At 64.7% G+C, this 26,416-nt stretch carries 28 protein-coding genes; 22 read left to right on the plus strand and 6 right to left on the minus strand.

Annotated elements, in window-relative coordinates:
- Positions 1-4 precede the first annotated feature (4 nt).
- Positions 5-742: a tRNA (guanosine(37)-N1)-methyltransferase TrmD gene (trmD, locus tag V6X30_RS01475; protein WP_367982866.1), complete on the plus strand. Its 738-nt coding sequence runs from the start codon at positions 5-7 to the stop codon at positions 740-742.
- Between the two features lie 18 nt (positions 743-760).
- Positions 761-1,138 (plus strand): 50S ribosomal protein L19, encoded by a 378-nt coding sequence (rplS, locus tag V6X30_RS01480; RefSeq protein ID WP_367966096.1) that lies wholly within the window; start codon positions 761-763, stop codon positions 1,136-1,138.
- Positions 1,139-1,167: 29 nt separating this feature from the next.
- Here the strand turns inward: rplS and serB are convergent, their stop codons facing one another.
- Positions 1,168-2,400, minus strand: a complete 1,233-nt coding sequence (gene serB / locus V6X30_RS01485; RefSeq protein ID WP_367982867.1) for a phosphoserine phosphatase SerB — start codon at positions 2,398-2,400, stop codon at positions 1,168-1,170.
- Positions 2,401-2,462: 62 nt separating this feature from the next.
- Between serB and msrB the strand changes: the two genes are divergently transcribed.
- The 6 genes from msrB to minE all read left to right on the plus strand — a co-directional run bounded on the left by msrB (position 2,463) and on the right by minE (position 8,569).
- Positions 2,463-2,870, plus strand: coding sequence for a peptide-methionine (R)-S-oxide reductase MsrB (msrB, locus tag V6X30_RS01490; protein WP_367982868.1), 408 nt, complete (start codon positions 2,463-2,465; stop codon positions 2,868-2,870).
- Between the two features lie 71 nt (positions 2,871-2,941).
- Positions 2,942-4,831 (plus strand): biosynthetic-type acetolactate synthase large subunit, encoded by a 1,890-nt coding sequence (gene ilvB, locus V6X30_RS01495; RefSeq protein ID WP_367982869.1) that lies wholly within the window; start codon positions 2,942-2,944, stop codon positions 4,829-4,831.
- Positions 4,832-4,899: 68 nt separating this feature from the next.
- A complete protein-coding gene (htpG, locus tag V6X30_RS01500) occupies positions 4,900-6,765 on the plus strand; it encodes a molecular chaperone HtpG (protein ID WP_367982870.1) in 1,866 nt (621 codons plus the stop codon).
- Positions 6,765-7,487 (plus strand): septum site-determining protein MinC, encoded by a 723-nt coding sequence (minC, locus tag V6X30_RS01505; RefSeq protein WP_367982871.1) that lies wholly within the window; start codon positions 6,765-6,767, stop codon positions 7,485-7,487. The genes htpG and minC overlap by 1 nt, the downstream gene beginning before the upstream one ends.
- Positions 7,488-7,503: 16 nt before the next feature.
- Positions 7,504-8,310, plus strand: a complete 807-nt coding sequence (gene minD, locus V6X30_RS01510; protein WP_367982872.1) for a septum site-determining protein MinD — start codon at positions 7,504-7,506, stop codon at positions 8,308-8,310.
- 4 nt (positions 8,311-8,314) lie between these two features.
- A complete protein-coding gene (minE, locus tag V6X30_RS01515; protein WP_367982873.1) occupies positions 8,315-8,569 on the plus strand; it encodes a cell division topological specificity factor MinE in 255 nt (84 codons plus the stop codon).
- Positions 8,570-8,593: 24 nt separating this feature from the next.
- Here the strand turns inward: minE and V6X30_RS01520 are convergent, their stop codons facing one another.
- Together V6X30_RS01520 and gloB are read right to left on the minus strand one after the other, a co-directional pair.
- Positions 8,594-10,216, minus strand: coding sequence for a LysM peptidoglycan-binding domain-containing protein (locus V6X30_RS01520; protein ID WP_367982874.1), 1,623 nt, complete (start codon positions 10,214-10,216; stop codon positions 8,594-8,596).
- Positions 10,217-10,228: 12 nt separating this feature from the next.
- Positions 10,229-10,996 carry a hydroxyacylglutathione hydrolase gene (gloB, locus tag V6X30_RS01525; protein WP_367982875.1) on the minus strand — a complete coding sequence of 256 codons (768 nt, stop codon included), beginning with the start codon at positions 10,994-10,996 and terminating at the stop codon, positions 10,229-10,231.
- A gap of 72 nt (positions 10,997-11,068) precedes the next feature.
- Here gloB and V6X30_RS01530 point away from each other — a divergent pair, with 72 nt between their 5' ends.
- Genes V6X30_RS01530 through V6X30_RS01565 form a run of 8 tightly spaced genes read left to right on the plus strand, consistent with a single transcriptional unit; the run spans position 11,069 to position 17,321 of the window.
- Positions 11,069-11,827, plus strand: a complete 759-nt coding sequence (locus tag V6X30_RS01530) for a class I SAM-dependent methyltransferase (RefSeq protein ID WP_367982876.1) — start codon at positions 11,069-11,071, stop codon at positions 11,825-11,827.
- Positions 11,814-12,260 (plus strand): ribonuclease HI, encoded by a 447-nt coding sequence (gene rnhA, locus V6X30_RS01535; protein WP_367982877.1) that lies wholly within the window; start codon positions 11,814-11,816, stop codon positions 12,258-12,260. Before V6X30_RS01530 ends, rnhA begins: the two co-directional genes overlap by 14 nt.
- Positions 12,260-12,988 (plus strand): DNA polymerase III subunit epsilon, encoded by a 729-nt coding sequence (gene dnaQ / locus V6X30_RS01540; protein WP_367982878.1) that lies wholly within the window; start codon positions 12,260-12,262, stop codon positions 12,986-12,988. Before rnhA ends, dnaQ begins: the two co-directional genes overlap by 1 nt.
- Positions 12,985-13,722, plus strand: a complete 738-nt coding sequence (locus V6X30_RS01545; RefSeq protein WP_367982879.1) for an HAD family hydrolase — start codon at positions 12,985-12,987, stop codon at positions 13,720-13,722. Before dnaQ ends, V6X30_RS01545 begins: the two co-directional genes overlap by 4 nt.
- Positions 13,719-14,504 carry a competence/damage-inducible protein A gene (locus V6X30_RS01550; RefSeq protein WP_367982880.1) on the plus strand — a complete coding sequence of 262 codons (786 nt, stop codon included), beginning with the start codon at positions 13,719-13,721 and terminating at the stop codon, positions 14,502-14,504. Before V6X30_RS01545 ends, V6X30_RS01550 begins: the two co-directional genes overlap by 4 nt.
- A complete protein-coding gene (locus tag V6X30_RS01555) occupies positions 14,485-15,636 on the plus strand; it encodes a hypothetical protein (protein WP_367982881.1) in 1,152 nt (383 codons plus the stop codon). The genes V6X30_RS01550 and V6X30_RS01555 overlap by 20 nt, the downstream gene beginning before the upstream one ends.
- A gap of 30 nt (positions 15,637-15,666) precedes the next feature.
- Positions 15,667-15,858 carry a hypothetical protein gene (locus V6X30_RS01560; RefSeq protein WP_367982882.1) on the plus strand — a complete coding sequence of 64 codons (192 nt, stop codon included), beginning with the start codon at positions 15,667-15,669 and terminating at the stop codon, positions 15,856-15,858.
- The gene (locus V6X30_RS01565) at positions 15,855-17,321 is read left to right on the plus strand and encodes a sodium:solute symporter family protein (protein WP_367982883.1); all 1,467 of its coding nucleotides are present in this window, start codon (positions 15,855-15,857) and stop codon (positions 17,319-17,321) included. The genes V6X30_RS01560 and V6X30_RS01565 overlap by 4 nt, the downstream gene beginning before the upstream one ends.
- An 11-nt stretch (positions 17,322-17,332) precedes the next feature.
- On the opposite strand, the gene V6X30_RS01570 is transcribed toward V6X30_RS01565, so the two are convergent.
- Positions 17,333-17,923, minus strand: coding sequence for a chalcone isomerase family protein (locus tag V6X30_RS01570; RefSeq protein WP_367982884.1), 591 nt, complete (start codon positions 17,921-17,923; stop codon positions 17,333-17,335).
- Positions 17,920-18,480 (minus strand): DUF3833 domain-containing protein, encoded by a 561-nt coding sequence (locus tag V6X30_RS01575; protein WP_367982885.1) that lies wholly within the window; start codon positions 18,478-18,480, stop codon positions 17,920-17,922. The genes V6X30_RS01570 and V6X30_RS01575 overlap by 4 nt, the downstream gene beginning before the upstream one ends.
- 92 nt (positions 18,481-18,572) lie before the next feature.
- Here V6X30_RS01575 and V6X30_RS01580 point away from each other — a divergent pair, with 92 nt between their 5' ends.
- On the plus strand, positions 18,573-19,277 hold the full coding sequence (locus V6X30_RS01580; RefSeq protein ID WP_367982886.1) for a DUF3429 family protein: 705 nt from the start codon (positions 18,573-18,575) through the stop codon (positions 19,275-19,277).
- On the opposite strand, the gene V6X30_RS01585 is transcribed toward V6X30_RS01580, so the two are convergent.
- Positions 19,261-20,676: a phospholipase D-like domain-containing protein gene (locus V6X30_RS01585; RefSeq protein ID WP_367982887.1), complete on the minus strand. Its 1,416-nt coding sequence runs from the start codon at positions 20,674-20,676 to the stop codon at positions 19,261-19,263. The two genes, V6X30_RS01580 and V6X30_RS01585, sit on opposite strands and share 17 nt — an antisense overlap.
- Before the next feature lie 63 nt (positions 20,677-20,739).
- Here V6X30_RS01585 and V6X30_RS01590 point away from each other — a divergent pair, with 63 nt between their 5' ends.
- From V6X30_RS01590 to V6X30_RS01610, 5 genes are all read left to right on the plus strand, one after another.
- On the plus strand, positions 20,740-22,257 hold the full coding sequence (locus V6X30_RS01590) for a lytic transglycosylase domain-containing protein (RefSeq protein ID WP_367982888.1): 1,518 nt from the start codon (positions 20,740-20,742) through the stop codon (positions 22,255-22,257).
- A 41-nt stretch (positions 22,258-22,298) separates the two neighbouring features.
- On the plus strand, positions 22,299-22,796 hold the full coding sequence (locus V6X30_RS01595) for a tellurite resistance TerB family protein (protein WP_367982889.1): 498 nt from the start codon (positions 22,299-22,301) through the stop codon (positions 22,794-22,796).
- Complete coding sequence (locus V6X30_RS01600; protein WP_367982890.1) at positions 22,796-23,278, plus strand: hypothetical protein; 483 nt, start codon at positions 22,796-22,798, stop codon at positions 23,276-23,278. The genes V6X30_RS01595 and V6X30_RS01600 overlap by 1 nt, the downstream gene beginning before the upstream one ends.
- Positions 23,279-23,442: 164 nt before the next feature.
- Positions 23,443-25,599 carry an adenosylcobalamin-dependent ribonucleoside-diphosphate reductase gene (locus tag V6X30_RS01605; RefSeq protein ID WP_367982891.1) on the plus strand — a complete coding sequence of 719 codons (2,157 nt, stop codon included), beginning with the start codon at positions 23,443-23,445 and terminating at the stop codon, positions 25,597-25,599.
- An 11-nt stretch (positions 25,600-25,610) separates the two neighbouring features.
- Positions 25,611-26,336, plus strand: a complete 726-nt coding sequence (locus V6X30_RS01610) for a TSCPD domain-containing protein (protein ID WP_367982892.1) — start codon at positions 25,611-25,613, stop codon at positions 26,334-26,336.
- Positions 26,337-26,416 lie beyond the last annotated feature (80 nt).

Below are 26,416 nucleotides of genomic sequence, written 5' to 3' on the forward strand. Positions count from 1 at the left end.
CGGGATGCGATTTGACATCGTCACGCTGTTCCCGGAGATGATCCGATCGGTCATGGCCTACGGAGTGATTGGTCGGGCTATTGAGCGCGGCCTGATCCAGCTGGTCATCTGGAATCCGCGGGATTACAGCCATGACCGACATGGCACGGTGGATGACCGGCCCTACGGCGGTGGTCCGGGCATGGTCATGAAGGTCGAGCCGCTGCGCGACGCCATACGGGCGGCGCGGGCAGCGTCGGAACCGGCACCGGTGATCTATCTGTCGCCGGACGGTCCGACACTGGACGGCGGTCGGGTGGTTTCCTTGGCGGAGCAGCCGCGGGTCATCCTGCTGTGTGGCCGCTACGAAGGTATCGACGAGCGGCTCATCGAGCTGGAGGTCGATGCCAGGCTGTCGATCGGCGACTACGTCGTCAGCGGTGGCGAGCTGCCGGCCATGGTGGTGATGGATGCGGTTGCCCGGCTGGCGCCGGGCGTCCTGGGGCATGCCGAATCGGCGGCACAGGATGCATTCGCGGAGGGGCTGCTGGACTGGCCCCATTACACCCGCCCGGAGACGGTGGCGGGACTTGATGTGCCGGCGGTGCTGAAGAGTGGTGACCACCGGGCCGTCGCACGCTGGCGCCTGCAGCAGGCGCTGGGACGAACGCAGGCGCGACGTCCCGATCTGCTGGACAAGCGGGGCCTCGACGAGGAAGAACAGGCGCTGCTCGATGCCTATCGGGCGGAGCACGGAAACTGAAAGACAAGGGATGCTGGCATGAGCAACATCATTGAAGAACTGGAGCGCGAGCAGGTCGAGCAGACCGGGCGCTCGCTGGACGACATCAACCCGGGCGATACCGTCCTGGTCAACGTCTGGGTGCGTGAAGGCAACCGCGAGCGTGCCCAGCCCTTCGAGGGTGTGGTCATTGCCAAGCGGAACCGGGGTCTGAATTCCTCGTTCACGCTTCGCAAAGTCTCCCACGGCGAGGGCGTAGAGCGTGTTTTCCAGCTCCACAGCCCGCTGATCGAGAGCATCAAGGTCAAGCGACGTGGCGACGTGCGTCGCGCGAAGCTGTACTTCCTGCGCGAGCGTCGTGGCAAGGCGGCCCGGATCAAGGAGAAGGTGCGCGCCAAGAGCCGCACCGCCTCCTGAGCCGGCGCTGCCGGAGCGGGAATCCGTGCCTAGTGCGGATTCTCCGCGTCGTTCATGCCCATCAGGTAGAGCACGCCATCGAGACCGATGGTCGATATCGCCTGGCGGGCACTTTTCTGTACCAGGGGCTTGGCGTGGAAGGCGATGCCGAGGCCGGCCATGCGAAGCATCGGCAGGTCGTTGGCGCCATCGCCTACAGCGATCACCTGGGCCAGATCGATGCCCATCTCCTGAGCCAGGGTGCCGAGTAAATCGGCCTTGCGCTCGCCATCGATGATTTCGCCCTGCACCCGCCCGGTCAGAAGACCGTCGCGAATCTCGAGCCGGTTGGCATGCACCGTGTCCAGATTCAGCCGTGACTTCAGGTGGTGGCCGAAGAAATCGAATCCCCCGGAGATCACGGCGGTCCGGTAGCCCAGCACCTGGAGTGTCTTTAACAAGCGCTCCGCGCCCTCGGTCAGCGTGAGTCGGTTGGCCACCCGCTGCAGAACCGTTTCTTCCAGACCTTCCAGCAGCGCCACCCGCTTCATGAGGCTCTCGCGGAAGTCGATCTCGCCCCGCATCGCCGCCTCGGTGACGGCGGAGACGGCTTCGCCGACGCCGGCCTCACGCGCCAGCTCATCGATCACCTCTTCGCGGATCAGCGTTGAATCCATGTCGAAGACCACGAGCCGCCGGTTGCGCCGGTAGAAATTGTCCTCCTGGAAGGAGATATCGACATCCATCTCTCGGGAGATGGACAGGAATTCCGCTTTCATGGCGTCGGCATCATCCGGCTCGCCGCGCAGGCTCAGCTCCAGGCAGGCGCGAGTGGAATGACGGTCGTCATGCAACGGGCTGCGGGCGGAGAGCCGCACGATATCCTCGATATTCAGCCCATGGGCGGTGGTCACGCCGGCGATTCGGGCGATCTGCGCGGCCGTGACCCGGCGGCCCAGCAGAGTCAGCACATAGGCTGTCTGGCCTTCGCCCCGCACCCACTGCTGGTACTCCGCCGGCGTCACCGGCTGGAAGCGCACGCGCAGCTCGAGCTTGTGGGCCTCGAACAACAGGTCCTTGAGCACCGGGGCCGAGGCGGTGGAGGCGGGCAGCTTGATGAGGATGGCCAGCGCCAGATTCTGGTGCACCATCGCCTGGCTGATGTCGAGGACGCGAACGCCGTATTCCGCGAGGATGCCCATGAGTGCTGCGGTGACGCCGGGGCGGTCGCTGCCGGAGATATTGACGAGAATGATTTCGCTGTCCGGATCGTTCTGGCTCATGGGCTCGCTCGCTGCGGATTGGCCGCGGTATTGTAGGGCAAATTTCACGGGAGCCGAGTGTCATGAACGATCGCGTCAATCCCGATGCAACCGACTGGCGGCAGCATCTCACGCCCGAGCAGTACCGTGTGACCCGTCAGAAGGGCACCGAACCCCCTTTTACGGGCGAGTACAACGACTTCAAGCGAGACGGGGTATTTCGTTGTATCTGCTGCGGTGAACCCTTGTTCGACAGCCAGCAGAAATTTGACTCCGGATCGGGCTGGCCCAGCTTCTGGGCGCCGGCGGAGGAGGCCCCGATTGATACTGAATCGGACAACAGCCTGGGCATGCGCCGCACCGAAGTGCTCTGCGGGCACTGCGACGCGCATCTGGGGCATGTGTTCCCGGACGGGCCCGAGCCCACTGGACTGCGTTACTGCATTAATTCCGTTGCCCTGCAGTTTGAGCCCCGCCATGAGGGAGATTGATGGTTGTCGCAGTGCACGATAGCTGGGTATGATCAAAGCGTACGAAAGTCGCTGATTTTAGGATGATCACCATGCAGGAAGTCGCTCCTTCCGTTGAGGCCGAACAGGCTGGCACGCCAGGTCCCGCCACCACTCGCCACGCTCGCGCCGGCGAGCAGATGAGCGGGGCCGAGATGGTTATTGAGGTTCTGGCACAGGAAGGGGTCGACACGGTATTCGGCTACAGCGGCGGTGCGATCCTACCGACCTACGATGCCATCTTCCGCTATAACGAGCGCGAGCGCGGAGCGGATCAGGCCGACCCGATGCGTCTGGTCGTTCCCGCCAACGAGCAGGGCGCCGGTTTCATGGCCGCCGGTTATGCCCGCAGCACCGGCAAGGTCGGTGTCTTCCTCGTCACCTCCGGCCCGGGGGCCACCAATACGGTGACGCCGATCCGTGACTGCATGGCCGATTCGGTCCCGGTGGTGCTGATCACCGGGCAGGTGGCCCGTGGCGCCATGGGGACCGATGCCTTTCAGGAGGCGCCCATCGTCAACATCATGGGCAACTGCGCCAAGCATGTCTTCCTGGTGACCCGCCCGGAGCAGCTCGAGGATACCATTCGGACGGCCTTTGAGGTGGCTCGCTCGGGCCGGCCTGGCCCGGTGGTGGTGGATCTGCCCAAGGACGTCCAGAACTGGGTCGGCGAATTCCGCGGTAGCGGTCTGCTGGGGATTCGCGGCTATCGCCAGCGCATGGAGTCGCTCCGCCAGACACAGGTTTCCGAGCGCAAGGCGCGGCAATTCTTCGAGATGCTGGGACAGTCCAGTCGTCCGCTGCTCTATGTCGGTGGTGGCGCCATTCATGGCGAGGGCGGCGCGGCCGTGACCGCATTCGCCCGGGAATACGGCATTCCGAGCGTGAGTACGGTAATGGGGCTGGGTGCGGTGGATACCACCGACGACCTGCACCTGCACATGCTCGGCATGCATGGCACGGCCTATGCGAATTACGCCGTGGAGGACTGTGACTTCATCATCGCCGTCGGATCCCGCTTCGACGATCGGGTGGCTGCCAAGGCCGAACTGTTCGCGCCGCTGGCCGAACACGTGGCCCATATCGATATCGACGCGGCGGAGATCGGCAAGGTCAAGCGAGTGGACTGGTCCCATGTGGGCGAGGCCGGGAGTGCCATGCAGCAGCTTCTGGAATATGGCCGAAGCATCGATTTCGGCGCCGAATACCAGCGCTGGTCGACGCATTGCCGTAACCTGCGCGAGCGCCATCCAATGAACTACAAGCAGGACGGTGAGTTCATCCAGCCGCAGGCGGTCATGTGCACGCTCAACGAGCTCACCGGCGGCAACGCCATCATCAGCACCGGCGTGGGTCAGCACCAGATGTGGGCGGCACAGTACCTCGATTTCCGGCGCCCGCGCCTATGGATGACCTCCGGCTCCATGGGCACCATGGGGTTCGGTCTCCCGGCCGCCATCGGAGCCCAGTTCGCCAATCCCGACGAACTGGTCATCGATATCGACGGTGACGGCAGCCTACGCATGAATCTCGGCGAGATGGAGACCGTCACGACCTACGGCCTGCCGGTCAAGATCCTGCTTTTGAACAACAATGGCGATGGCATGGTGCGCCAGTGGCAGAAGCTGTATTTCGATGACCGCTTCTCGGGCAGTGACAAGTCGCTTCACCGCAAGGACTTCATCAAGGCCGCCGAGGCGGACGGTTTCGAGTTCGCCCGGCGCGTCGCCAGCCGCGAGGAGATGCCGGCGGTGCTCGAGGCCTTCGTCAAGTTCGATGGCCCTGCGTTCCTCGAGGTGATGATCGATCCCGATGCCGGCGTCTATCCCATGGTGGGGCCGGGGATGGGCTACAAGCAGATGGTCACCGGCGATTATATCCCGGGCCGCGAGATACCCGAGATCGGTCGTGGCGGCCGCGTCGATCCCAGCGAGGCGTTCTGAGCGGTCTTGAATTGCGCGGCACCCGCCCCCAGACCGGGGGCGGACACGGGATGACAACGGATACCACAATGAGCGACACACAGACCCCCGAGACCCACGAGTTTCAGGCGGAGGTCCGGCAGTTGCTGGATCTCATGATCCATTCCCTGTACAGCAACCGCGAGATTTTCCTGCGCGAGCTGGTCTCCAATGCCGCGGATGCTGCCGACCGGCTGCGGTTCGAGGCCCTGCAGGATCCTTCACTGTTCGAGGACGACCCTGAGCCGGTCGTCCGCCTGTCGATGGACGAGCAGGCGCGGACGATCACGATCAGTGACAACGGCATCGGCATGAACCGCACCGATGTGATCGACAATCTCGGTACCATCGCCCGCTCGGGCACGCGACGGTTTCTGGATGCGCTCACCGGTGACCAGAAACAGGATGCCCAGCTGATCGGCCAGTTCGGCGTCGGCTTCTACTCCGCGTTTATCGTTGCCGATGAGGTCAGTGTGCACACCCGCCGCGCCGGTGAGCCGGCCGCGAACGGGGTCCTGTGGCGATCGGATGGCAAAGGTGCCTTCACCCTGGAGGAAAGCCCGCGCGAACAGCGGGGGACGGCGGTGACACTGCATCTGGCCGAAAGTCAGGACGAATTCCTCGACCGCTCGCGCCTGCGCCAGATCGTGCGCCGGTACTCGGATCACATTGCCCTGCCCATTGAACTGGCGGACGGCGAGGGCGCGTGGGAGACCGTCAATCAGGCCTCGGCGCTCTGGATGCGCCCCAAGTCCGAGATCACGGACGAGGAGTACCGCCAGTTCTACCAGCAGCTGAGTTTCGATACCGAACCGCCCCTGGAGTGGTTGCATAACAAGGTGGAGGGCAACCAGTCCTACACCTCACTGCTGTTTATCCCCGCCCAGCGGCCTTTCGACCTGTTCGAGCCGGAGTCCGGGCATGGCCTGCGGCTCTATGTCCGCCGTGTGTTCATCATGGAGGACCGCGAGCACCGGCTGCTGCCGCGTTATTTACGCTTCGTGCGCGGCGTGGTGGACTCGGATGATCTGCCGCTGAACGTGTCGCGTGAGCTGCTGCAGCACAACCGTCTGATCGATCGGATTCGTGGCGCCTCGGTCAAGCGTGTGCTCGATGCCCTCGAGCGCATGGCCCGGGATGACGCGGAGCGATATGCACGCTTTTGGGATGCCTTCGGCACGGTCCTCAAGGAAGGGGTGGTGGAGGATCCGGACAACGCCGAGAAGGTGGCCGGACTGCTGCGTTTCCACTCCACCCATAACGAGGGCGGCGCGACGGTCTCGCTGGAGGACTACGTGCGGCGTATGCGTGAGGGGCAGAAATCCATCTACTACCTCACCGGTGAGAGCCTTGCTGCGGTGCGCAACAGCCCCCACCTCGAGGTCTTCCGCAAGCGCGATGTCGAGGTGCTCCTGCTGGCCGAGCCAGTGGACGAATGGTTGGTCGCCCACCTCAACGAGTTCGACGGCACGCCGTTGCAGGCGGTGGCCAAGGGTCAGCTCGAGCTCGATGAGCTTGGCGATCCCGACACCCCGGATGCCGGGGAAAAGCCAGAGGCGAGTGACTCGGTAAAGGCGCTTATCAATCGTATTGGCGAGGCGCTTGGCGATCGTGTGAGCGAGGTGCGGGCGAGTGCGAGGCTCACTGAATCACCGGCCTGCATTGTGGTAGGTGAGCATGAATTCGGCATGAACATGCAGCGCATGTTGAAGGCGGCCGGCCATGACCTGCCGCAGCAGCAGCCGGTTCTGGAGATCAACCCGGATCATCCGATTATTCAGCGCCTCGCGGAGGACGAGCAGGCGCCCATCGATGAGTGGTCTGCACTGCTGCTTGAGCAGTCGGTGCTGATGGATGGCGGCCGCCTGGAGGATCCCGCCGGATTCGTCCGCCGCATGAACCGGCTGCTGGATTGATGGCGGTCAGTCAGGCGTCCGGCGCGGCCTTTGAGCTCAAGGGCCGTATGGCGACCCTCACCGTTCTGCGTCTCCTGACCGCGGATCCGGGGCTTTTGTTTATCCAGCTGGATGCCAGGCTGGCCCAGGCTCCGGGGTTTTTCGACGGTATGCCCCTGGTCCTTGCCCCGGCGCAGGACGTTAGACTGGACGCCGCCATACTGCAGACGCTGGTGGCTGGACTCCGCGACCGCGGTCTGCTGCCAGTGGCCACCGCCGATCTGCCGGAGGATGTCGCGTCGGCGGCCGGGCTTGGTGTGCTGCGCAACCTCGGCGGCTCGCGTGCCGAAGCGGCTGGCCAGGCTGCACGCAGCCGCGCCGAGAAGCCGGCGGCCGAGGCCAAGGCGCCGGCGGTGGGGGCGGCGCGTCTGGTGACGCAGCCGGTGCGTTCCGGGCAACAGGTCTACGCCCGAGGCGGTGACCTGGTGGTCTCGGCGCCGGTGAGTGCCGGGGCCGAGTTGATGGCCGACGGCCATATCCATGTCTACGGCACCCTGCGGGGACGGGCGCTGGCAGGCGTGCAGGGAGACCTCAATGCGCGTATCTTCTGCCAATCGCTGGAAGCGGAACTGGTCGCGGTTGCCGGTCATTATCGGCTGAGCGAGCAGATTGATGCCGGGCTCCGCGGCGCCCCGGCGATGATCCGCCTGTGTGGCGACGAGCTGGAAATTGACGCGCTCTGAAAATCGGGAGGTGAATGTGGCGCGAATCGTGGTTGTGACATCCGGCAAAGGGGGCGTGGGCAAGACCACCACCAGCGCCGCATTCGGGGCAGGCCTGGCCCGCGCCGGTCATCGAACCGTGGTTGTGGACTTCGACGTCGGCCTTCGCAATCTTGATCTCATCATGGGTTGTGAGCGCCGGGTGGTCTACGATTTCGTGAATGTGATCAACGGTGAGGCCAATCTCAATCAGGCGCTCATCCGTGACAAGCGCGTCGAGGGCCTCGAGATCCTCCCCGCCTCCCAGACCCGCGACAAGGATGCGTTGACCTTCGAGGGCGTCGAGTCGGTACTCAACGCCCTCGCTGAGACGCATGACTATGTGGTCTGCGACTCACCGGCCGGTATCGAGCGCGGTGCCCACCTGGCAATGTACTTCGCCGATGACGCTCTGGTGGTGACCAACCCCGAGGTGTCCTCGGTCCGCGACTCGGATCGCGTGCTGGGCCTGCTGTCCAGCAAGACGCGACGCGCGGAGCAGGGTGATGAACCCGTCAAGGAGCATCTGGTGGTTACCCGCTACGCCGCCTCGCGTGTGGGCAAGGGCGAGATGCTCAGCATGGAGGACATCTGCGAGATCCTGTCCATCGACCTACTCGGTGTGGTGCCCGAATCGACGGCCGTGCTCAACGCCTCCAATGCCGGTGTGCCGGTGATCATGGAGGAGAAGACGGATGCCGGTCAGGCCTATGACGATCTGGTGGCACGGTATCTGGGCGAGGAGCGGGAGCACCGCTTCCTGACCGAGAAAAAGGGCCTGTTCGGCCGGCTGTTCAAGGGCTAGCGCAATGGGTTTTCTGGATTACTTCCGTTCGGAGAAAAAACGCAGCGCCTCGCTGGCAAAGGAAAGGCTCCAGGTTATTGTCGCCCGGGAGCGCACGAACCGGGGTGGACCGGATTATCTGCCGGTACTCCAGCAGGAGATCCTCGAAGTCATCCGACGCTACATCGCCGTTGATGACGATGCTGTTCGTATCCAGGTCGAGCGAGAGGGAGACTGCGAAGTCCTCGAGCTCAATGTGACGCTGCCCGAGACGGAGTGACGCTAACGCAGGTGGAGGGAACGCTCAGAGATTGCTCTGGGCGGTGACATCCACCTGCATACGAAGCGACTGTCCGGGTTGCAGATAAGCCCCTTCGCGCAGGCTGTTCCAGCGCCGCAGGTCGGCGACGCCAACATTGAAGCGTTGAGCGATCCCATAGAGTGAATCACCCTGACGCACCGAATAAGTCACCGACTGCAGGCGATCGCTCGGTGTGCTCCTCGCCGTCATCGTGCCAGTGCTGCTCTCTGTCCAGACCGTGAGCTGTTCGCCGATTGCCAGCGTATCGCCAGGCGCCATGCCGTTCCAGCGGGCCAGTTCCCGCATACCGACCCCGAAGCGCTGCGCGATCGACCAGAAGCTGTCTCCGGCCCGGACCACGTAGTTCTGCCGATTCCGGCCTTCCCGTGACCGGTTCTGCGAGGCCTCGCGGCGGGCATCCGCGGTCAGCGTGTACTGCCCCGATGGTCGGCTCGCCATTGGCACGAGCAGATGGTCGCCGGCGCGGATGATGTGATTCTGAACATCGTTGGCCTCCTGAAGGTCGGCCACGGTGACGTGATACCGATTGGCGATTTCACCGAGGGTCTCGCCGCGCGCGATGCGATGCCGCTGCCAGCGCATCCACGCCTGGCGCGGTGTTTTCGCCAGCCGCTGGCGGAATGCCGCTACGCGATCACGGGGCAGCAGCAGGCGATGCGGGCCGGATGGCCCTGTGGCCCAGCGGTTATAGCCGGGGTTGAGGCGGTAGAGCCGATCCATGTCGATACCCGCCAGCTCAGCGGCCAGCGCCAGGTCGATCTGCTGATCCAGCTCGACCACTTCGACCGCTGGCTCATTGGGAATGCTGGCGAGTTCCACGTCATGCGCCGCCGGATCGGCCACCAGCTCGCTGATGGCCAGCAGGCGCGGGACGTAGTTCATGGTCTCGCGGGGCAGATCCAGTGACCAGTAGTCGGTGGGTTTTCCGGCATTGCGGTTGCGCTCCATGGCCCGCGATACCGTGCCCTGACCGGCATTGTAGGCGGCGAGCGCCAGCAGCCAGTCGCCCTCGAAAAGCTCGTTGAGATACTCCAGGTAATTCAGCGCCGCATCGGTGGCGGCCACCACATCGCGTCGGCCGTCGTACCACCAGTTCTGTTCCAGACCGTAATGACGACCGGTGGCCGGGATGAATTGCCAGATGCCGGCGGCCCGTCCGTGTGAGTAGGCGAAGGGTCGATAAGCGCTCTCCACCACTGGCAGCAGCGCCAGCTCCAGAGGCATTCCCCGTGCCTCAAGCTGCTCGACGATGTGGTGCAGGTAGGGGCGGGCCCGGTTGGATACCGTCGTCCAGTAGTCGCCGTAGCCTGCATACTCCTGGAACTGGTTTTCCACCCGCTCGTTGTCATGACCCGGGATCGCATAGCCGTTGCGTACCCGCTGCCAAAGGTCGGTCACGTCGACGGCATCCGGATCGCCCGCTTCCACGGCGCCGGCGGCAGCCGTCAGGCCATGTTCTCGGAACGGTGTATCCCGGGAAACCGACGGCGCATGCGCATCATCGGTGGTGCCATCGGGCCCGCTGGCCGTCTCCGTCTGTGGCAAGCCCGCGCAGCCGGCAAGCACCAGGGCGGCCGCCAGTGGCCAGTATCGGGCATTCCTCACTTCGGCTGCTCCTCAGAAGTGGTCCTTCCACTGACGAAGGACGGCGAAGACCTCCGCCGGGCTGTTCAGTGGGTGTCCGGCCCGCTCCATGGCCCGTTCGGCAACGGCGCCGTTATCCCAGCGCAGGAACGGGTTGGTGGCGCGCTCCTCGCCAATCGTGGAGGGCAGAGTCACGGCGCCACGGCGGCGCTGTTCGCGTACCCTGGCGAGCCGGTCCTGCACTGCCTCGTTCTCGGGCTCCACCGCCGCCGCGAATTCCAGGTTCGCCTGGGTGTATTCGTGTCCGCAGTACAGTCGGGTCTCGTGAGGCAGCGCCCGCAGGGTGGCCAGATAGGCCTGCATCTGCTCCGGGTTGCCCTCGAACATGCGACCACAACCGCCGGCAAACAACGCATCGCCCGCGAACAGCAGGCCTTCGCCGTAATAGGCGATATGATCGAGGGTATGGCCAGGAACGGCCAATACATCGAAGCCTGCGTCCAAACCGGCTGGCGTGACCTGCTCGCCGGCGCGGAGCGGATGACTCAGGTGAGGAATCCGGCTGTCGTCCGGACCGTAGACCGGTACACCGTTGTCCATCAGGCCATCCACGCCCGCCACATGGTCGCCATGATGATGGGTGATCAGAATGGCGCTGAGATGAAGATCAAACCCCTCAAGCGCCCTGATCACCGGCGCTGCTTCGCCCGGGTCGACGACCACGGCAGTCTGCGACTGCGGGTTACGCAGCAGCCAAGTATAATTGTCACTGAGGACGGGAATCGGGGTTACTTCCAGCATGGGCGCATGCTACCCCGAGGGCTTTACCGCCTCAAATGCTGATCAGATAGGCATCGATGAGGAGAGCGCCACATGCAGAGGCTGCGTGACTGGTTTGCCACCACAGCCGGACAGGATCTGGCCGAGCGTGAGGCGCGGCTGCTCTCGCGTCGTCTGGCGGGGCTTTATGCGAGGCGCGTCCTGCAGATTGGGGCGTATGGCGGCGGCCGTTGTCCTACGGTCTATGGCGAGGCGCGCCAGTGGGTGATGGATGACTGGCCGAATGGTCCCGTCGACCTGCGCGCCGACAGCGAAGTGATCCCGCTGGCCTCGGGTGGCGTGGACGTGGTCATTCTCATCCATCAGCTGGAATTCGCCGCGCGCCCGCATCAGGTGATCCGTGAGGCCGCTCGCGTGCTCGCGCCGGAGGGCCATCTGCTGGTGCTTGGTTTTAATCCATTCAGCCTCTGGGGGCTGCGTCGTATTCTGCCGGTGAATCGACAGACACCGCCCTGGTCCGGACACTATCTTGGCGCGCGCCGCATCGCCGACTGGATGCTGCTGCTCGGTCTCACACCCCGGCCCCGCGAGAGCCTGGCGGTGCTTCCGCCCCCCCTGCAGCGCTGGTGGCTGCAACGTCATCCCTCTCGGGTTGCCGACAGCCAGAGTCTTGGACCCGGGTTTCGCTGGTGCGGGGGTGTCAATCTGGTCATGGGGCAGAAGCGGGTCAATGGCGCGGTCAGTCCGCCCCTGCCCCGGCGTCGGCGGCTTGAAATCATCCCCGGAGGCCTCGCCCAGGCGGGTGCCGGGGCTCGTCGGACAAAAAGGGAGAGCTGGCATGACGCCGGTTGAGATTTATACGGATGGTGCCTGCCGTGGCAATCCCGGCCCCGGTGGCTGGGGGGTGCTCATGCGCTGGGGGGACGCGGAGAAGACCCTCTACGGCGGCGAGCACAACACCACCAATAACCGCATGGAGCTGATGGCGGCCATTCAGGCCCTGGAGGCGCTCAATCGGTCCTGCCGTGTCGACCTCACCACCGACTCGCAGTACCTGCGCAAGGGGATCACGGAGTGGATGGCGGACTGGAAGCGACGGGGCTGGAAAACGGCTGCACGCAAACCCGTTAAGAATCGCGACCTCTGGGAGCGGCTCGATGCGCTTGCCCAGCGTCATGATATACGCTGGCACTGGGTGCGTGGTCATACCGGCCATGATGAGAATGAACGGGTTGATGATCTCGCCAACCGGGGCATCGACGAACTTGAGCGGGTAACACATTGATGCGCCAGATTATTCTGGATACCGAGACGACGGGGCTCGAGCCCGAGGCGGGGCATCGGGTCATCGAGATCGGCTGTTATGAAATCGAGCAGCGGCGGTCCACCGGGCGCACGTTTCATGAATACCTGAATCCGGGACGACCGGTGGATCCAGAGGCCATGGAGGTCCATGGCATCACCGACCAGTTCCTCGCTGACAAGCCGCGCTTTTCCGAGGTTGCCCAGGGGTTCATCGACTTCGTGGGTGGGGCGGAGCTCATTATCCATAACGCACCCTTCGATGTCGGTTTTCTCGACAGCGAGCTCGGCCGCCTCGGATCGGCCTGGGGCCGCCTTGAGGATCACTGCCGTGTCACCGACAGCCTGACGCTGGCACGCCGTCGTCATCCGGGCCAGCGCAACAGCCTGGATGCCCTCTGTCGCCGCTACGGCATAGACAACAGCGGCCGTACGCTGCATGGCGCGCTGCTCGACGCGGAGATCCTGGCCGAGGTCTACCTGGCCATGACCGGGGGTCAGGTCACCCTTCATCTCGGTGCCGAAGAGGCCGGCGGGCCTTCGCGCGGTGCCGAGACCATCAGGCCGGTCAGTGCTGACCGGCCGCGACTGCCGGTGATTACGCCCAGTGAATCGGAGCGGGCCGCCCACGCTGCCTGGCTGGACCGGCTTGATGACGCCAGCAACGGAGGGTGCGTCTGGCGATCGATTAATGAGGAGGCATCCACTTGACCACCCAGCCTCTGCGTCCGCCGGTGACGGCGGTTACCTTCGACCTCGATTTCACCCTGTGGGACCTGACCGGTGTCCTCAATCATGCCGAAGCGGTGTGCGAGGGACTGCTCGAGCAGCGCTATCCAGCCGTTGCATCGCGCTTCGACCGGGACGGATTGCGGGCCTTGAGAATCAGGATCGCCGAGGAGACACCGGCTATTGCGCATGATGTGACCGCGCTACGTCGGGCAGGCCTGCGCCGGGCCGGGGAATTGGCCGGTTATCAGGGGCGTGAACTCGACCAGCTCGTCGAGGAGGCTTTCGAGGTGTTCCTCGAAGCACGTCATGCGGTGACGCTCTATGATGACAGCCTGCCCCTGCTCCGGGCACTGCAGGGACAGGTCCGGGTGGGCGCGTTGACCAACGGCAACGCAGAGGTCTCCCGGTTGGGCATGGACGGATACTTCGACTTCGCGCTCTCGGCCGTGGAGCTGGGGGCAGCCAAGCCCTCGCACCTGGTCTTCGAGACAGCCGCCAACCGTGCCGGCGCACCGGCAAGCCAGGTCGTCCACGTGGGGGATGACGTGCATAGCGATGTCTACGGGGCGGCGAAGTTCGGCATGCAGGCGGTCTGGTTGAACCGCGACGGGGCGAGCTGGCCCGCCGAGGTGCCCCGGGTTCCCCACCACGAGGTCGCCAGTCTCGCCGAGCTTGAGGGTATGCTCCTCGGCCTTATCCGGGCGTCTGCATGAGTGGGGCGCCAGTTCGCGGATTCGGGCTGATCGTCATTGGTGACGAGCTGCTATCGGGAAAACGCCAGGACAAGCATTTGCCGCATCTACTCGGGCTGCTTGCGGAACGCGGTCTGGAGCTTCGCTGGGTCCGGTTCATCAGCGACGAGGCGCCGCTGATCACCCGGACACTGCGGGAGACGCTGACCGGCGATGATGTCGTTTTCAGTTGCGGCGGGATTGGCGCGACGCCCGATGACCGGACCCGGCAGTGCGCCGCGGAGGCATTGGGCCGGCCGCTCGCCTACCATCCGGAAGGTGTGGCGATGCTCGAGGCCCGCTTCGGCCGTCCCGTGCAGCCGCCGCATCGGCTCAACCTGGTGGCCTTCCCGGAGGGCGCAGATCTGATTCCCAACCCGGTGAACCAGGTGCCGGGGTTCAGCGTCGACCATCACTATTTCATGCCGGGGTTCCCGAGCATGGCGTGGCCGATGATGGCCTGGGTGCTCGACCAGCATTATGCGGGCTGGCAGAACCCGGACCGGCTGGCCGAGCAGGCCATTGCCGTGGATGGTGCCCGCGAAAGCGACGTCATTCCCCTGCTGGAGCGTTTCGAGGCCGATTACCCCGGACTGCGCCTGTCCTGTCTGCCTACCCTGCGCGACGAGGGGTTCTCCCTGGAACTCGGCCTGCGGGGTGCGCCGGCGGAGGTCGGGCCGGCCATGTCCGTTCTCAGGGTAGCGGTGGAGGAGCTGGGCTTTGGCTGGCGCGAGGTCGGGTTGAATGACCGCCGACCGGAGTGAGCGAACGACGGTCGATATCCGCCGGCATGCCCTGCAGGCCGCCGCGATCGTCCTGCTTATCGTGTTGGCACCGCTGGTCGGCGCCGGGCTCGCGGGGCATGACGCGGTGTCATTCCTGCGCTTTCCGCCGCGGCCGCTGGAGCCGGCGCCCGGTAGTTTTACGCCTTGGATTTTCGCGTTCTATGGCCTGCTGATCGTAAGCGTCCTCGCGCCATTCGTGGTGCGTATTCTGCGGAGCGATGTCCACAGCGCATCCGGCGTTATCACCAGTGCCGCCGGGTCGCGGCCATTCCCGGTCTGGGGCTGGGCGGCGGTCGCCATGCTCGTGCTGGCCTGGCTGGTTGCCTGGGTGCCGATACCGGGGCTCGAAGAGGCGCGCCGGCTCAGCTTTACGCCTTTGTGGGTTGCCTACACGATCGGCGTCAGCGCTTGGATTCAGCGGCGCGGAGGGCGTGTGCTGATGCTCGAGCAACCCCGGCGGTTCCTGGCGCTCTTTCCGGCGAGCGCGATCTTCTGGTACCTGTTCGAGTACATCAATCAGTTCACCGGCAACTGGATCTATGCAGGAACCGGCGTAGCTGATCATGAGGCGGTGAACTGGTTCCTGCGCTCGGCGCTGCCCTTCAGTACGGTGCTGCCCGCGGTGGTCGTGACCCGCGATCTGTTCGCGACCTGGCCGGCCCTGTCCCGCGGCCTCGACGATTTCCTGCCGATTCGGCCGCGCAGACCTGGTGGCCTGGCGGCCTGGCTCCTATCGGCCGGCGTTGCTGGCCTGGTCGCTGTGGCCGTCTGGCCGGATGCCCTCTATGCGCTGGTGTGGGTCGGGCCACCATTGATCATCGTCGCGATCCAGGCCGTATCCGGGGATCGCCAACTGTTCTCGCCGGTGGCTCAAGGCGATTGGCGCGATGCGTGGCTCGCCGTGCTCGCCGCCCTTTTCTGCGGTCTTTGCTGGGAGCTCTGGAATATCTTCAGCCTGGCGCGCTGGACGTACCACATTCCCCATGCCCAGGTGCTGCACGTGTTCGAGATGCCGTTGCTGGGTTATGCTGGATATCTACCGTTTGGTATCACTTGTATCGTGGCCGCCCAGCTTCTCACCGGGCTCGATCCGCGTGCGCGGTATCGCTGACCGGCAGCAGCCAGACAGGGAGCGCCTTCCATGACTGACTATCGTCGTCGGGCGAACAAGACGCTCGGCCTGCTCGCCGTTGCCATTGCGCTGGCCTACATCGTTCCGTACGGACTGATGCGCGATTACCCCGCCTGGCAGGGGGTGTTCCTGTTCTGGACGCTGTTCGGGGTGGTCTCGATCGGGCTCATCTTCCGGCTGGTGGCGGGGTGGCGCTCATGACCGGCGGGATTACCATTGCCCTGGTTCTCTACGCGCTGCTCGGGATTGTGGTGGCGCTCGCGGCCCGTCGAGGGCTGGGTGAGGGGGCAAGCGAATACTATCTGGCCGGCCGCCGTGCCGGTGGCGTCATATCGGCATTGAGCTACGGTGCGACGACCTATAGCGCCTTCATGATGGTCGGGCTGGCCGGGCTCACCTATGCCGGTGGCGTCGGGGCGCTTGGTTTTGAGCTGATCTATCTGGCCGGCCTGGGCCTGGTGGCCATCTTCGGTCCGCGATTCTGGCTCGCCGGGCAACGCTTCGGATTCATTACACCGGCGGAGATGCTCAGCTACCGCTACGACAGCCGGCTGGTGGGCGGGGTCATGGCCGTGGCCGCCTGTATCTTCCTGATTCCCTACAGCGCGGTTCAGCTGATGGGCATCGGCTATCTGCTCTCCGGGGTAACGGACGGGACCATCGGCTTCGAGGCCGGCATTTTCATCGGCGCCGCACTGGCACTGATCTGGACCCTGGCCGCGGGTCTGCGATCGGTGCTCTGGACCGATGCGCTGCAGGTGATCGTCATGCTGGTCACCAGCCTGTTGGCGGTGGGCTTTGTGGTGGCGGCGCTGGGCGGGCCGGCGTCCTTCCTCCAGTCCACCATGGAAACCCGGGGGGAATGGCTGAGTGTGCCTGGCCCCGGTCTTTTCAGCCTGACCACTTTCATCGGTCTGACGCTGCCCTGGTTTTTCTTCTCCATCAGTAATCCGCAGGTGAGCCAGCGACTGTTCACCACCGAGTCACTGGGCGCGATGCGGGTGATGTTGCTCGGTTTTCTGGTGCTGGGTTTCGTCTACACGCTGGTCTCGGTGCTATGGGGATTTTCCGCGCTGCAGTTGCTCCCCGAGCTCGAACGCGCCGACCTGGCTACGCCGCAGTTGCTCGCCAGTGGTGCCATTCCGGCGGCCGTTGCCATCGTCCTGGTGGTTGGGATCGTCGCCGCGGCCGTGTCCACGGTCGATTCGATCCTGCTCAGTCTCTCGGCGCTGGCCGCACGTGATCTCTACCGGCCACTGTCGCCCCGGGGTAGCCGCGAGATGCTCGCCGGGCAGCTGGTGATGCTGATGGTGACCGGCCTGGCCATTCTGTTCGCGCGTCTGCAGCTGGATCTCATCACCATCCTCTCGGTGGCCTCGTCCTCCGGGTTGCTGGTGACGGTGCCGGCCATCGTCGGATGCTTTTTCTGGCGACGAGGAACGGCTGCGGGAGCGCTGGCCAGCATGGTGATCGCCGGCATCGCCGTCACCTGGCTGCAGCTGACGGGGACTAACCCGCTGGGTATTCCGGGATCGGTCTGGGGTGGCGGTCTGGCCGTGGGGCTATTCGTCGTCGTCAGCCTGATGACCAACCCTTCGCCGGGCCGAGCGGAGCATTTCCTGCAGCCGGTGGAAGAGGGACTGACAAGGCACCGAATCCGCTAGCAGCCGGTGCCTCAGTCGGTACCCTCAAGCAGGTCCCGGCGCAGGTTCTTCGAGAGCGGATCATCCGCGTCGAGCCAGATCCCGAAATAGGCCGCGGCGAAGTCAGCGCCGGTCACGGTGCCAACGGTGGTGCCGTTGAAAAGCAACTGAGTGCCCTTGCCCGGCACGTAATCCATGCGGTATCGGTCGCCATCGCTGACGGCCTGATACATTGAGTGGAACTGCTTGATCTTCGGCTCCAGCTTATCGAGTTCGCTGCTGCTGAGCTGTTCTTCGAGCTTGGTTCTCGCGGCCTTGATGATGTCGGCGGCACTGATGTCGTGAAAGTACTCGATGGCCAGGCTTCGCGGTGTGTCCCCTGCCAGCACCTGCGCCGTTTTTGTGTCGGCGGGCAGATAGAGACCAGCCGCATAAACGGTGATGACGATGCGGTATTTGGCGACGCCCGTCCCGCTCAGCTCGAGCGTCTCGCCGGCGAGCTGCATCTGCTCGCTGAAGCTCGCCCCGTTCTGGTCCACCTCGGCGCCGAGGGCCATCATCGGCAGCAGCAGGAGAAGGGCGCCGGCGATCATCCACCGCCGGAGGATTGCCAGGCTGGTCATGATGAGGGTTCCTCGGCATCCGCGCGGCGGAAGAACAGGGTGACGGTGCCGACGCGGAAACCGAACTTGGTCACCTCGGCCTTATTGATGAGGGTGTTCTCGTCGGTGAGATACATCCAGTCATCAAACTTCAGGTTCCAGGTCCGGTCACCGACGTCCAGCGCCAGCGTGTAGGTCCAGTTAAGCGCGTTGCCGTAGCGTTTGCCGGTGGCCACACCGACTACGTCACCGGCTGTTCCCTCGTAGGTATGCTCATCGATGCGCTCGATCTCCCAGACGCGACGGTCGGTCTCACCGTCGGCGTAGGTGAAGCGCTCGTCGAGGGTGATCCGGTCACCCTCCACCGTACCGTCAATGTCGACGGTGAAACGGCGGCGGACTTCGCCGTTGCGGGCCTGGAACATGCCCCAGGCATGGACTTTGCCGTCGAAGTACTCCTCGATGCGGAATTCGGGCGTTTCACCGACGTAATCGCGGGGTGCGACACCCGCGCAACCCGCCAATATCAGGGCGACGGCGGCGATCAGGCCATATTTGAAGATGGATGCGCGCGACATTGCAGCCTCCGCTTGCCGGTCTTTCGGATGATTGGGCATAAACGACTGTTGACTCTATCATGAGCCCTGAATTCACCGTCATAAGGAATGCGATGTCATCCGGGAACGATATCCAGGACCTGGCGAAAAGCGCTGATGTGGTCGTGTTTCATTCGCCGGTGACCGATCTGGCAGGGCTGGATGAGTTGCTGGAGGACTCGGGTCGGGAGTGGCGTGCCATCGAGATGGGGATGGGCTCGGCCGAAAGTCGCGATCAATTCGCCCGGCTCAAATCGCTGACCGGTTCCAAAACACTGCCGCAGGTATTCATCAACGGCCATTTCGTGGGTGGCCTACGCGATGCCGAGGCACGGATATCGCTGGCCGACCGGCATCAGACCGCGGCTGCCTGGATGGGCTATCTGGGTCTGCTGCCATTCTTCGCGGGGGCGGCTGGCCCTTGGTTCGGGCTGGATTGGCTGGCGGGCTGGCTGCTCGCTTATGGTGCCGTGATTCTGTCTTTTGTCGGCGCGATCCATTGGGGTGTGGCCATGGGCCGACGCAATCCGGCCCCGGAGTGGTTCTACGCCTCGGTGATACCTGCTCTGGCGGGCTGGATTACCCTGCTTTTACCCTGGCTGGTCGGCCTGCCGCTACTCGCGGCGGCGTTTATCGGCTGGCGGTTCTGGGAGTACCGCGGTTCCGCGCCGGGATTGCCGCGTTGGTTCCGGCGGCTGCGAACGGCACTGACCATCGGCGCCGTGCTGGGTCTCACGGCGGGCTGGCTGGCCCTGCTGCCCTTCACAGGTACGGTGTAAAGAGCCAGACCGCTGCGTCGCGAACCCTCGCCGGAATCGGACGGGCATCGAGTTCCTCCAGCGTCACCCGATGCGAGGCCTGACGGGCCGACTCGACGTGCTTCGCCATTTGGGCGCCGAAGCGTGTGTCATAGACCTCGACCATGACCTCGAAATTCAGGCGCAGGCTGCGTGCATCGAGATTCGCCGAGCCGATCTGCGTGTAGTGATGATCCACCACCAGCAGTTTGGTGTGATCGAAGGGGCCGGGCTGGTAATAGACCCGCACTCCCCATTTCACCAGCTCCCAGAGCATGTTGCGGGTCGCCCAGTGCATGAATGGCACGTTGTTCTTGCCGGGCAGTACGATATCCACCTGTGTGCCACGCACCGCTGCCGCCTGCAGTGCGGCGATGAGCTCCCGGGGCGGCAGAAAATAGGGCGTCATGATCGCGACATGCTCGCGGGCGGCGGCGACGGCGCCCACCAGCACCATCGTCAGTCGCTGCAGATCCTCATTGGGCCCGTCGATCAGGGTGCGGCCCAGGGCGCTTCCATCCCCGCTCGGGTGGGGCCGGTCGGCGGGCTCGTCGCGCCGGCCGGTGGCGAACTCCCAGTCGTCGAGGAAGATATCCTCGAGTTGTCGGGTCAGAGGCCCCTGGATGTGGTAGTGAATATCCTTGATGCCCTCGCGCGGCCCCGGGCGGTTGATGAGATGGCGGTCGCCGATGTTCATGCCACCGGCAAAGGCCGTGACGCCATCGGCAATCAGTAATTTGCGATGGTTACGCAGGTTGATGACCGGGTTGGGCGGGATCAGTCGGGGTGGCAGAAAACGAGCGACACTCACCCCCGCCCGCCGCAGCTGATGGCGGATCCGCGGCCAGCTATACCACTCGCCGGCGCCATCCAGCAGCACGCGCACGTCCACGCCCCGGTCATGTGCCGCCGCCAGTGCCTCGGCGAACTGATGCCCGCTGGTATTGGATTCGAAAATGTAGGTGGAGAGGTAGACCCGCTCGCGCGCCTGCTCGATGGCGGCGAGCATCTCCGGGTAGGCGGCCTCGCCACCAAAAAGACGCGCGACGCGGTTGCCCCGGGTCAGCGGCAGCCGCGTGACGGCGCCGGAGATCTGCGCCTGGGTGCGGAATGCCGCGGGAATCCGGTCAGGGATGTCTTCTTCGGGCTCGGGATCAATGCGGGCTGCCGTTGCCTGGCCGCGCAGCTGCCGCGCCCGCGTGCGCACGCGGTTGATGCCGAACAGGTAGTAGAAGATGGATCCGACCAGTGGAAACAGCAGGCAGAAGGCGATCCAGCCGAATGCCGCCGTGGATTCACGCTTGTGGAGTAGGGCGTGCAGGGCGCTCGCGGTTGAGATCACCGCCAGCAAGGCGACGACGGTCCAGTGCAGTGGGTGCATTGTCTCCGGATGCCTCCCGGGGCTAGTATCAAACCATGGCACATCCCGTGCCGAGGAGGCCGCATGATAACCCTCCAGCGACTGCTCATGCTCGCTGCCCTGGCTGCCATCATTTTTTCCGGGCCTGCGCTCGCCGATCGGCTGCCGCGACCAGCCGGGCTTGAGCCGGCCGTCGAGTTCTGGCAGCGCGTCTATACCGAGCTTTCGGTGTCGGAGGGTGTGATCCATGACTCGGGTCATGCGCTGACGGTGGTCGGGCGGATCGGCATCGAACCGCCGCCCAACTGGCAGGCGCGGCGCGACACCGTCCGAGCGGCCCTCAAACGCTACCGTGCCGGGCTGAATGCGCTGGCCGACCAGGGCATGCAGCCGGCGGACGATTTCCAGTCCCGCCTGCTGACAAGGCTCCCGGCCGGGACCGAGGCGGATGAGGCACGACAGCTCGCCCAGCGGCTGCGATTCCAGGGCGGCCTGCGGGAGCGGTTCCGCGAGGGGCTGGTGCGCTCCGGACGCTGGCGCGCCCACATTCGTGAGGTCCTGGAGGCGCACGGGGTTCCGCCGGCGCTGGTCGCCCTTCCTCATGTCGAGTCGTCCTTCGACCCGCGGGCCCGCTCGCATGCGGGTGCTGCCGGTCTCTGGCAGTTCACCTCCGGGACGGGGCGCCGGTTTCTGCGGATCGATCCGGTGCTGGATGAGCGTCTCGACCCGTGGGCCAGCACGCGGGCCGCTGCCGAGCTGCTGGCTCACAATTACGCCGAGATCGGTAGCTGGCCACTGGCCATTACGGCCTACAACCATGGTCTCAACGGCATGCGACGGGCAGTCCGGGAGGTCGGCAGCCGCGATTACCTGACCATCCAGCGCAACTACACGGGGCGTTACTTCGGCTTTGCGTCGCGCAATTTCTATCCGGCGCTGCTGGCGGCGGCCGATGTGGATGCGAATGCCCAGCGCTATTTCGACGACCTTCGAAAGGACCCGCCGCTGGAGCCGGTTCGGGTCGCGCTACCGTATTACACGCCACTGGAGACCCTGCTGGAGGGGGTCGCCGTCGACGAGGCGACGCTCCAGCGCCTGAATCCGGCGCTCGGACCGGCGGTCTGGGATGGGCGCAAGTTCATCCCCGGTGGCTATGCGCTGGCCCTGCCGGCCGCCGGTGCCGGAGACTGGTCGGAGGCGGTGGCCGCATTGCCCGGGACCCGGCTGTATCGGGATCAGCGCCCGGATGTGGCGCATCGGGTCGTGCCCGGCGACACGCTCTCGCAAATCGCCAGGCGCTACGACGTGAGCCTGCAGGATTTGATCGCTCACAACGGTATCCACGACCCGAGGCGGCTGCAGGCGGGTCAGCGCCTGCGACTGCCCATGGCGGGTGGCATGCCGGAGGCCGTGGGCGGGCGGCATTACGAAGTGCGTCCGGGCGATACGCTGGGTGCTATCGCCATGCGGCATGGAGTCGAAACGCGACAGCTTGTCCAGCTCAACGAACTCGACAACCCTGATCGCCTGCGGGTCGGCCAGCGGCTCCTGCTTGGCCAGGGACCCCAGGTCGCGGTGGTCGACACGGCCACCGTGCCCTGATAACAAATAGGTGATCCAGGCAACGGGAACGGGCTTGGCAGATGATCGAGGCCATAAGACGATTTTACGAAGAGCGAATGAACCCGGCCGGCGAGGGCAGCGGCGATCCGCCGGCCCATCGGCTGCAGCTGGCGACGGCGGCCCTGCTCATTGAAATGGCACAGGCCGACAACCAGCGCCACAGCATGGAGTTTCAGGCCATCCATGACGGCATTATGGAGGTCTTCGATCTCTCGCCGGAGGAAACCGCCGAGGTCATTGAGCTGGCGGACCAGGAAGCCCATGAGGCGACCGACCACTTCGAGTTCACGCACCTGATCAACGAGCAGTTCGACTACACGCGCAAATGCCAGGTGGTGGAGCTGCTCTGGCGGGTGTGTCTGGCCGACTCGGAGATGGATCGCTACGAGGAGCAGCTGGTACGCAAGATCGCGGAGCTTCTCCATGTCGAGCACGGTGAGTTCATCGCCGCCAAACTCCGCGTGCAGCGCGAATACAGCGCCAACAGCCACTTCAGCGACTACGAAGACTACGAATAGTGGCTGCTTTCCGCGCTCGGCAGGTGGCCCGGATCCGGGATGCCGTAGCGGCCGGGCGACAGGCGGTCCGCCAGGCCGGTGAGGCCGATCCGGCGGTATTCGCCCGTGCCTTCGTGGCCGCTGATGGGGCCCAGGTACCGGGAGACCGGCAGGGTGAGGCCGGTGAGGCCCTCGGTATCCGCCTGCTCGAGGCGATCGCCCGGGGGAAGGACACCGCTCCCGACGATCCGGATCTCGATCGCGAATTGCGCAGGGCGTCCACGGAGGCGCGTTGGGCCATGGCGCTGGACGATGACCGGATCGTCGGCTTTCTCCTCGACCTCCCCGAATCGGCGCTTGAGACCCCTACCGTGGAGGCCCTCGCCCATCAAAGCCAGGGGCTGGGGCCGGGCGTTTTCCGCAAGGCCGAGATCCTGGTTCTGCAGCCTGAATGCGACGGCGCGCGCTTCATTCCGGTGACCGAACACGATATCGAGTGCTGAGTTTTCCTGGCGGTTGACTTGGGTTCTGCTTGGGGTACGCTAGAGCGAGTTACACAATATGTAGTGGCCTGGGGGCAAAAGGCTGATACATGTTGTGGATAACCGCGAGCAGCCCGCTGCTGTCGCGGTTTCGGCCCTGAACCGATCAGCGCAAGGAGAACCCGATGACGACCGCAACGAAACTGCGTGCGCTACCCAAGACCGTGACCGAGATCCCGATCCAGCCCGCCTCGGAGGATATCTGGGACAAGAAGTACCGGCTGAAGTCCAAGGAAGGCGATGTCATCGACGAGACCGTCGATCACACCTACAGGCGCGTCGCCCGTGCGCTCGCCGAGGTGGAGCCCGAGTCGCGACAGGAGTACTGGTATGAGCAGTTTCTCTGGGCCCTGCGCCGCGGCGCGATCCCGGCCGGCCGCATCACCTCCAACGCCGGTGCCTGGGAACACAAACCGGCGACGTCGACCATCAACTGCACAGTGTCGTCCACCATCGGCGATTCCATGGATGACATCCTGGACAAGGTCCACGAGGCGGGTCTGACGCTCAAGGCGGGCTGCGGCATCGGCTACGAGTTCTCGACGCTGCGCCCGAAGGGTGCCTACGTCTCCGGCGCCGGTGCCTACACCTCGGGCCCCCTGTCGTTCATGGATATCTACGACAAGATGTGCTTCACCGTCTCGTCGGCCGGCGGTCGGCGTGGCGCGCAGATGGCCACCTTCGACGTCGGCCATCCGGATGTCATGGACTTCATCCGCGCCAAGCGCGAGGACGGCCGGCTGCGCCAGTTCAACCTCTCGCTGCTGATCACCGACGGCTTCATGCAGGCGGTGGAGAACGGCGAGGACTGGCCGCTGGCCTTCCCGATCAAGGCCGACGAGGCCGAGAGCGAGGGCGTGGATGTCAACGACCCCGAGCAGGTGCTCTGGCGGGAGTGGCCCAACCGCAAGAGCGGCTATCTCACGCGCGAGGACGGCCTGGTCGCCTGCCGCATCTACCGCTGGGTGAAGGCGCAGCGGATCTGGGACATGATCATGACCTCCACCTACGACTATGCGGAGCCGGGGTTCGTGCTCATTGACCGGGTCAATGAGATGAACAACAACTGGTTCTGTGAGGAGATCCGGGCCACTAATCCCTGCGGCGAGCAGCCGCTGCCGCCTTATGGCGCCTGCCTGCTGGGATCGGTCAACCTGACCAAGTTCGTGCGGGAGCCGTTCACCGACCGGGCTCATTTCGACTGGGAGGAGTACCGCCGGGTCGTGGCGCTGTTCACGCGCATGCTCGACAACGTGGTCGAGATCAATGGCCTGCCCCTGGAGCGCCAGCGCGATGAGATCAATCGCAAGCGCCGCCATGGCATGGGCTTCCTCGGCCTCGGATCAACGGTGACCATGCTGTGCATGAAATACGGTGACGACGAGTCGCTGGCCTTCACCGAACAGGTGGCCCGGGAGATGGCCCTGGAGGGCTGGCGCGAGGCGCTGCGCCTGGCCGAGGAAAAGGGCCCGGCACCGATCATGGAAGAGGACTTCGCCCTGACCGAGCGCATGCTGGCCTGGCGGCCGGAACTGCGCGAGGACGGCTACAAGGTCGGTGACAAGGTCAAGGGCCGTGTGCTCTGGGGGCGCTACAGCCGTTACATGCAGCGCGTCGCCGAGGCGGAGCCGGAACTGGTGGACGAGCTGGTGGAGAAAGGGGCGCGGTTTACCCATCACACCTCCATCGCCCCGACCGGCACGATCAGCCTGTCGCTGGCCAACAACGCCTCCAACGGCATCGAGCCCAGCTTCGCCCATCACTATTTCCGCAACGTGATCCGCGAGGGCAAGAAGTCGAAGGAAAAGGTGGACGTGTTCAGCTTCGAGCTGCTGGCCTACCGGACCCTCATCAACGACGGCGCACTGCCCAGCACCGATCCGGAGACCCGCAATCTGCCGGATTACTTCATTGCCGCCGATGACGTCACGCCGAAGCAGCATGTCGATATTCAGTCGGCGGCCCAGAAGTGGGTCGATTCCAGCATCTCCAAGACCGCCAACGTGCCGACGGATTATCCCTACGAAGACTTCAAGGACATCTATCGCTACGCCTACCAGAACGGGCTGAAGGGTTGCACCACCTTCCGCTTCAACCCGGAGGCGTTCCAGGGCGTGCTGGTCAAGGAATCCGACCTGGAAAACACCACCTACCGGTTCAAGCTCGAGGATGGTCGCACCGTTGAGGTGAAAGGCGGCGACGAGGTCGAGTACGACGGTGAGGTTCATACCGCCGCCAATCTCTATGACGCCCTCAAGGAAGGGTACTACGGGAAGTTCTGAGGACACTCGCCATGGCCGTGAAAATCGACAGCAAGATCATCGACTACGAAGTCGCCCGGGCCGAGGCGGAGGCAAAGGCGGGGGAGGCCACCGACGGCACCCCCGAGACCGCTCCGGAAACCGCCGCCATCGAACATATGCACGAGGAGCTCCAGCGACCGGAGCGACTCGAGGGGCAGACTTACAAGATCAAGACGCCGCTCTCCGAGCATGCGCTCTACGTCACCGTCAATGACGTCATCCTCAACGAGGGGACCGAGCACGAGATCCGTCGCCCGTTCGAGGTGTTCATCAACTCCAAGAACATGGATCACTTCCAGTGGATCGTGGCGCTGACGCGGATCGTCTCGGCCGTGTTCCGTAAAGGCGGCGACTGCACGTTTCTCGTTGAGGAACTGCGCAGCGTGTTCGATCCTCGCGGGGGATACTTCAAGAAGGGCGGCCGGTTCATGCCCTCGCTGGTGGCTGAAATCGGCGATGTGCTGGAGCAGCATCTCCGTTCCATCGGCATGATGGAGAGCGAAGCGCTGGATGAGCATCAGCGCCGGTTCATCGAGCAGAAAAAGGCCGAAGCGGAAGGTCGTGCCGCCCAGGAACCCATCGAGGCCGATTGCGATGACAGCACCGGTGACTATCCGCCGGGGGCCGAGCTCTGTGGCAAGTGCCATACCAAGGCCATGGTCATCATGGACGGATGCCTCACCTGCCTGAACTGCGGTGAGAGCAAATGCGGCTGATCCGCATGAGCTGACTGATGGTCCCGGGCAGCCGATCATCGGTTGCCCGGGACCGCTACCTCCGCTGATAGCGTGGCGCC

It is taken from the genome of Spiribacter sp. 1M189 (assembly GCF_040838345.1).
Taxonomy (GTDB): Bacteria; Pseudomonadota; Gammaproteobacteria; order Nitrococcales; family Nitrococcaceae; genus Spiribacter; species Spiribacter insolitus.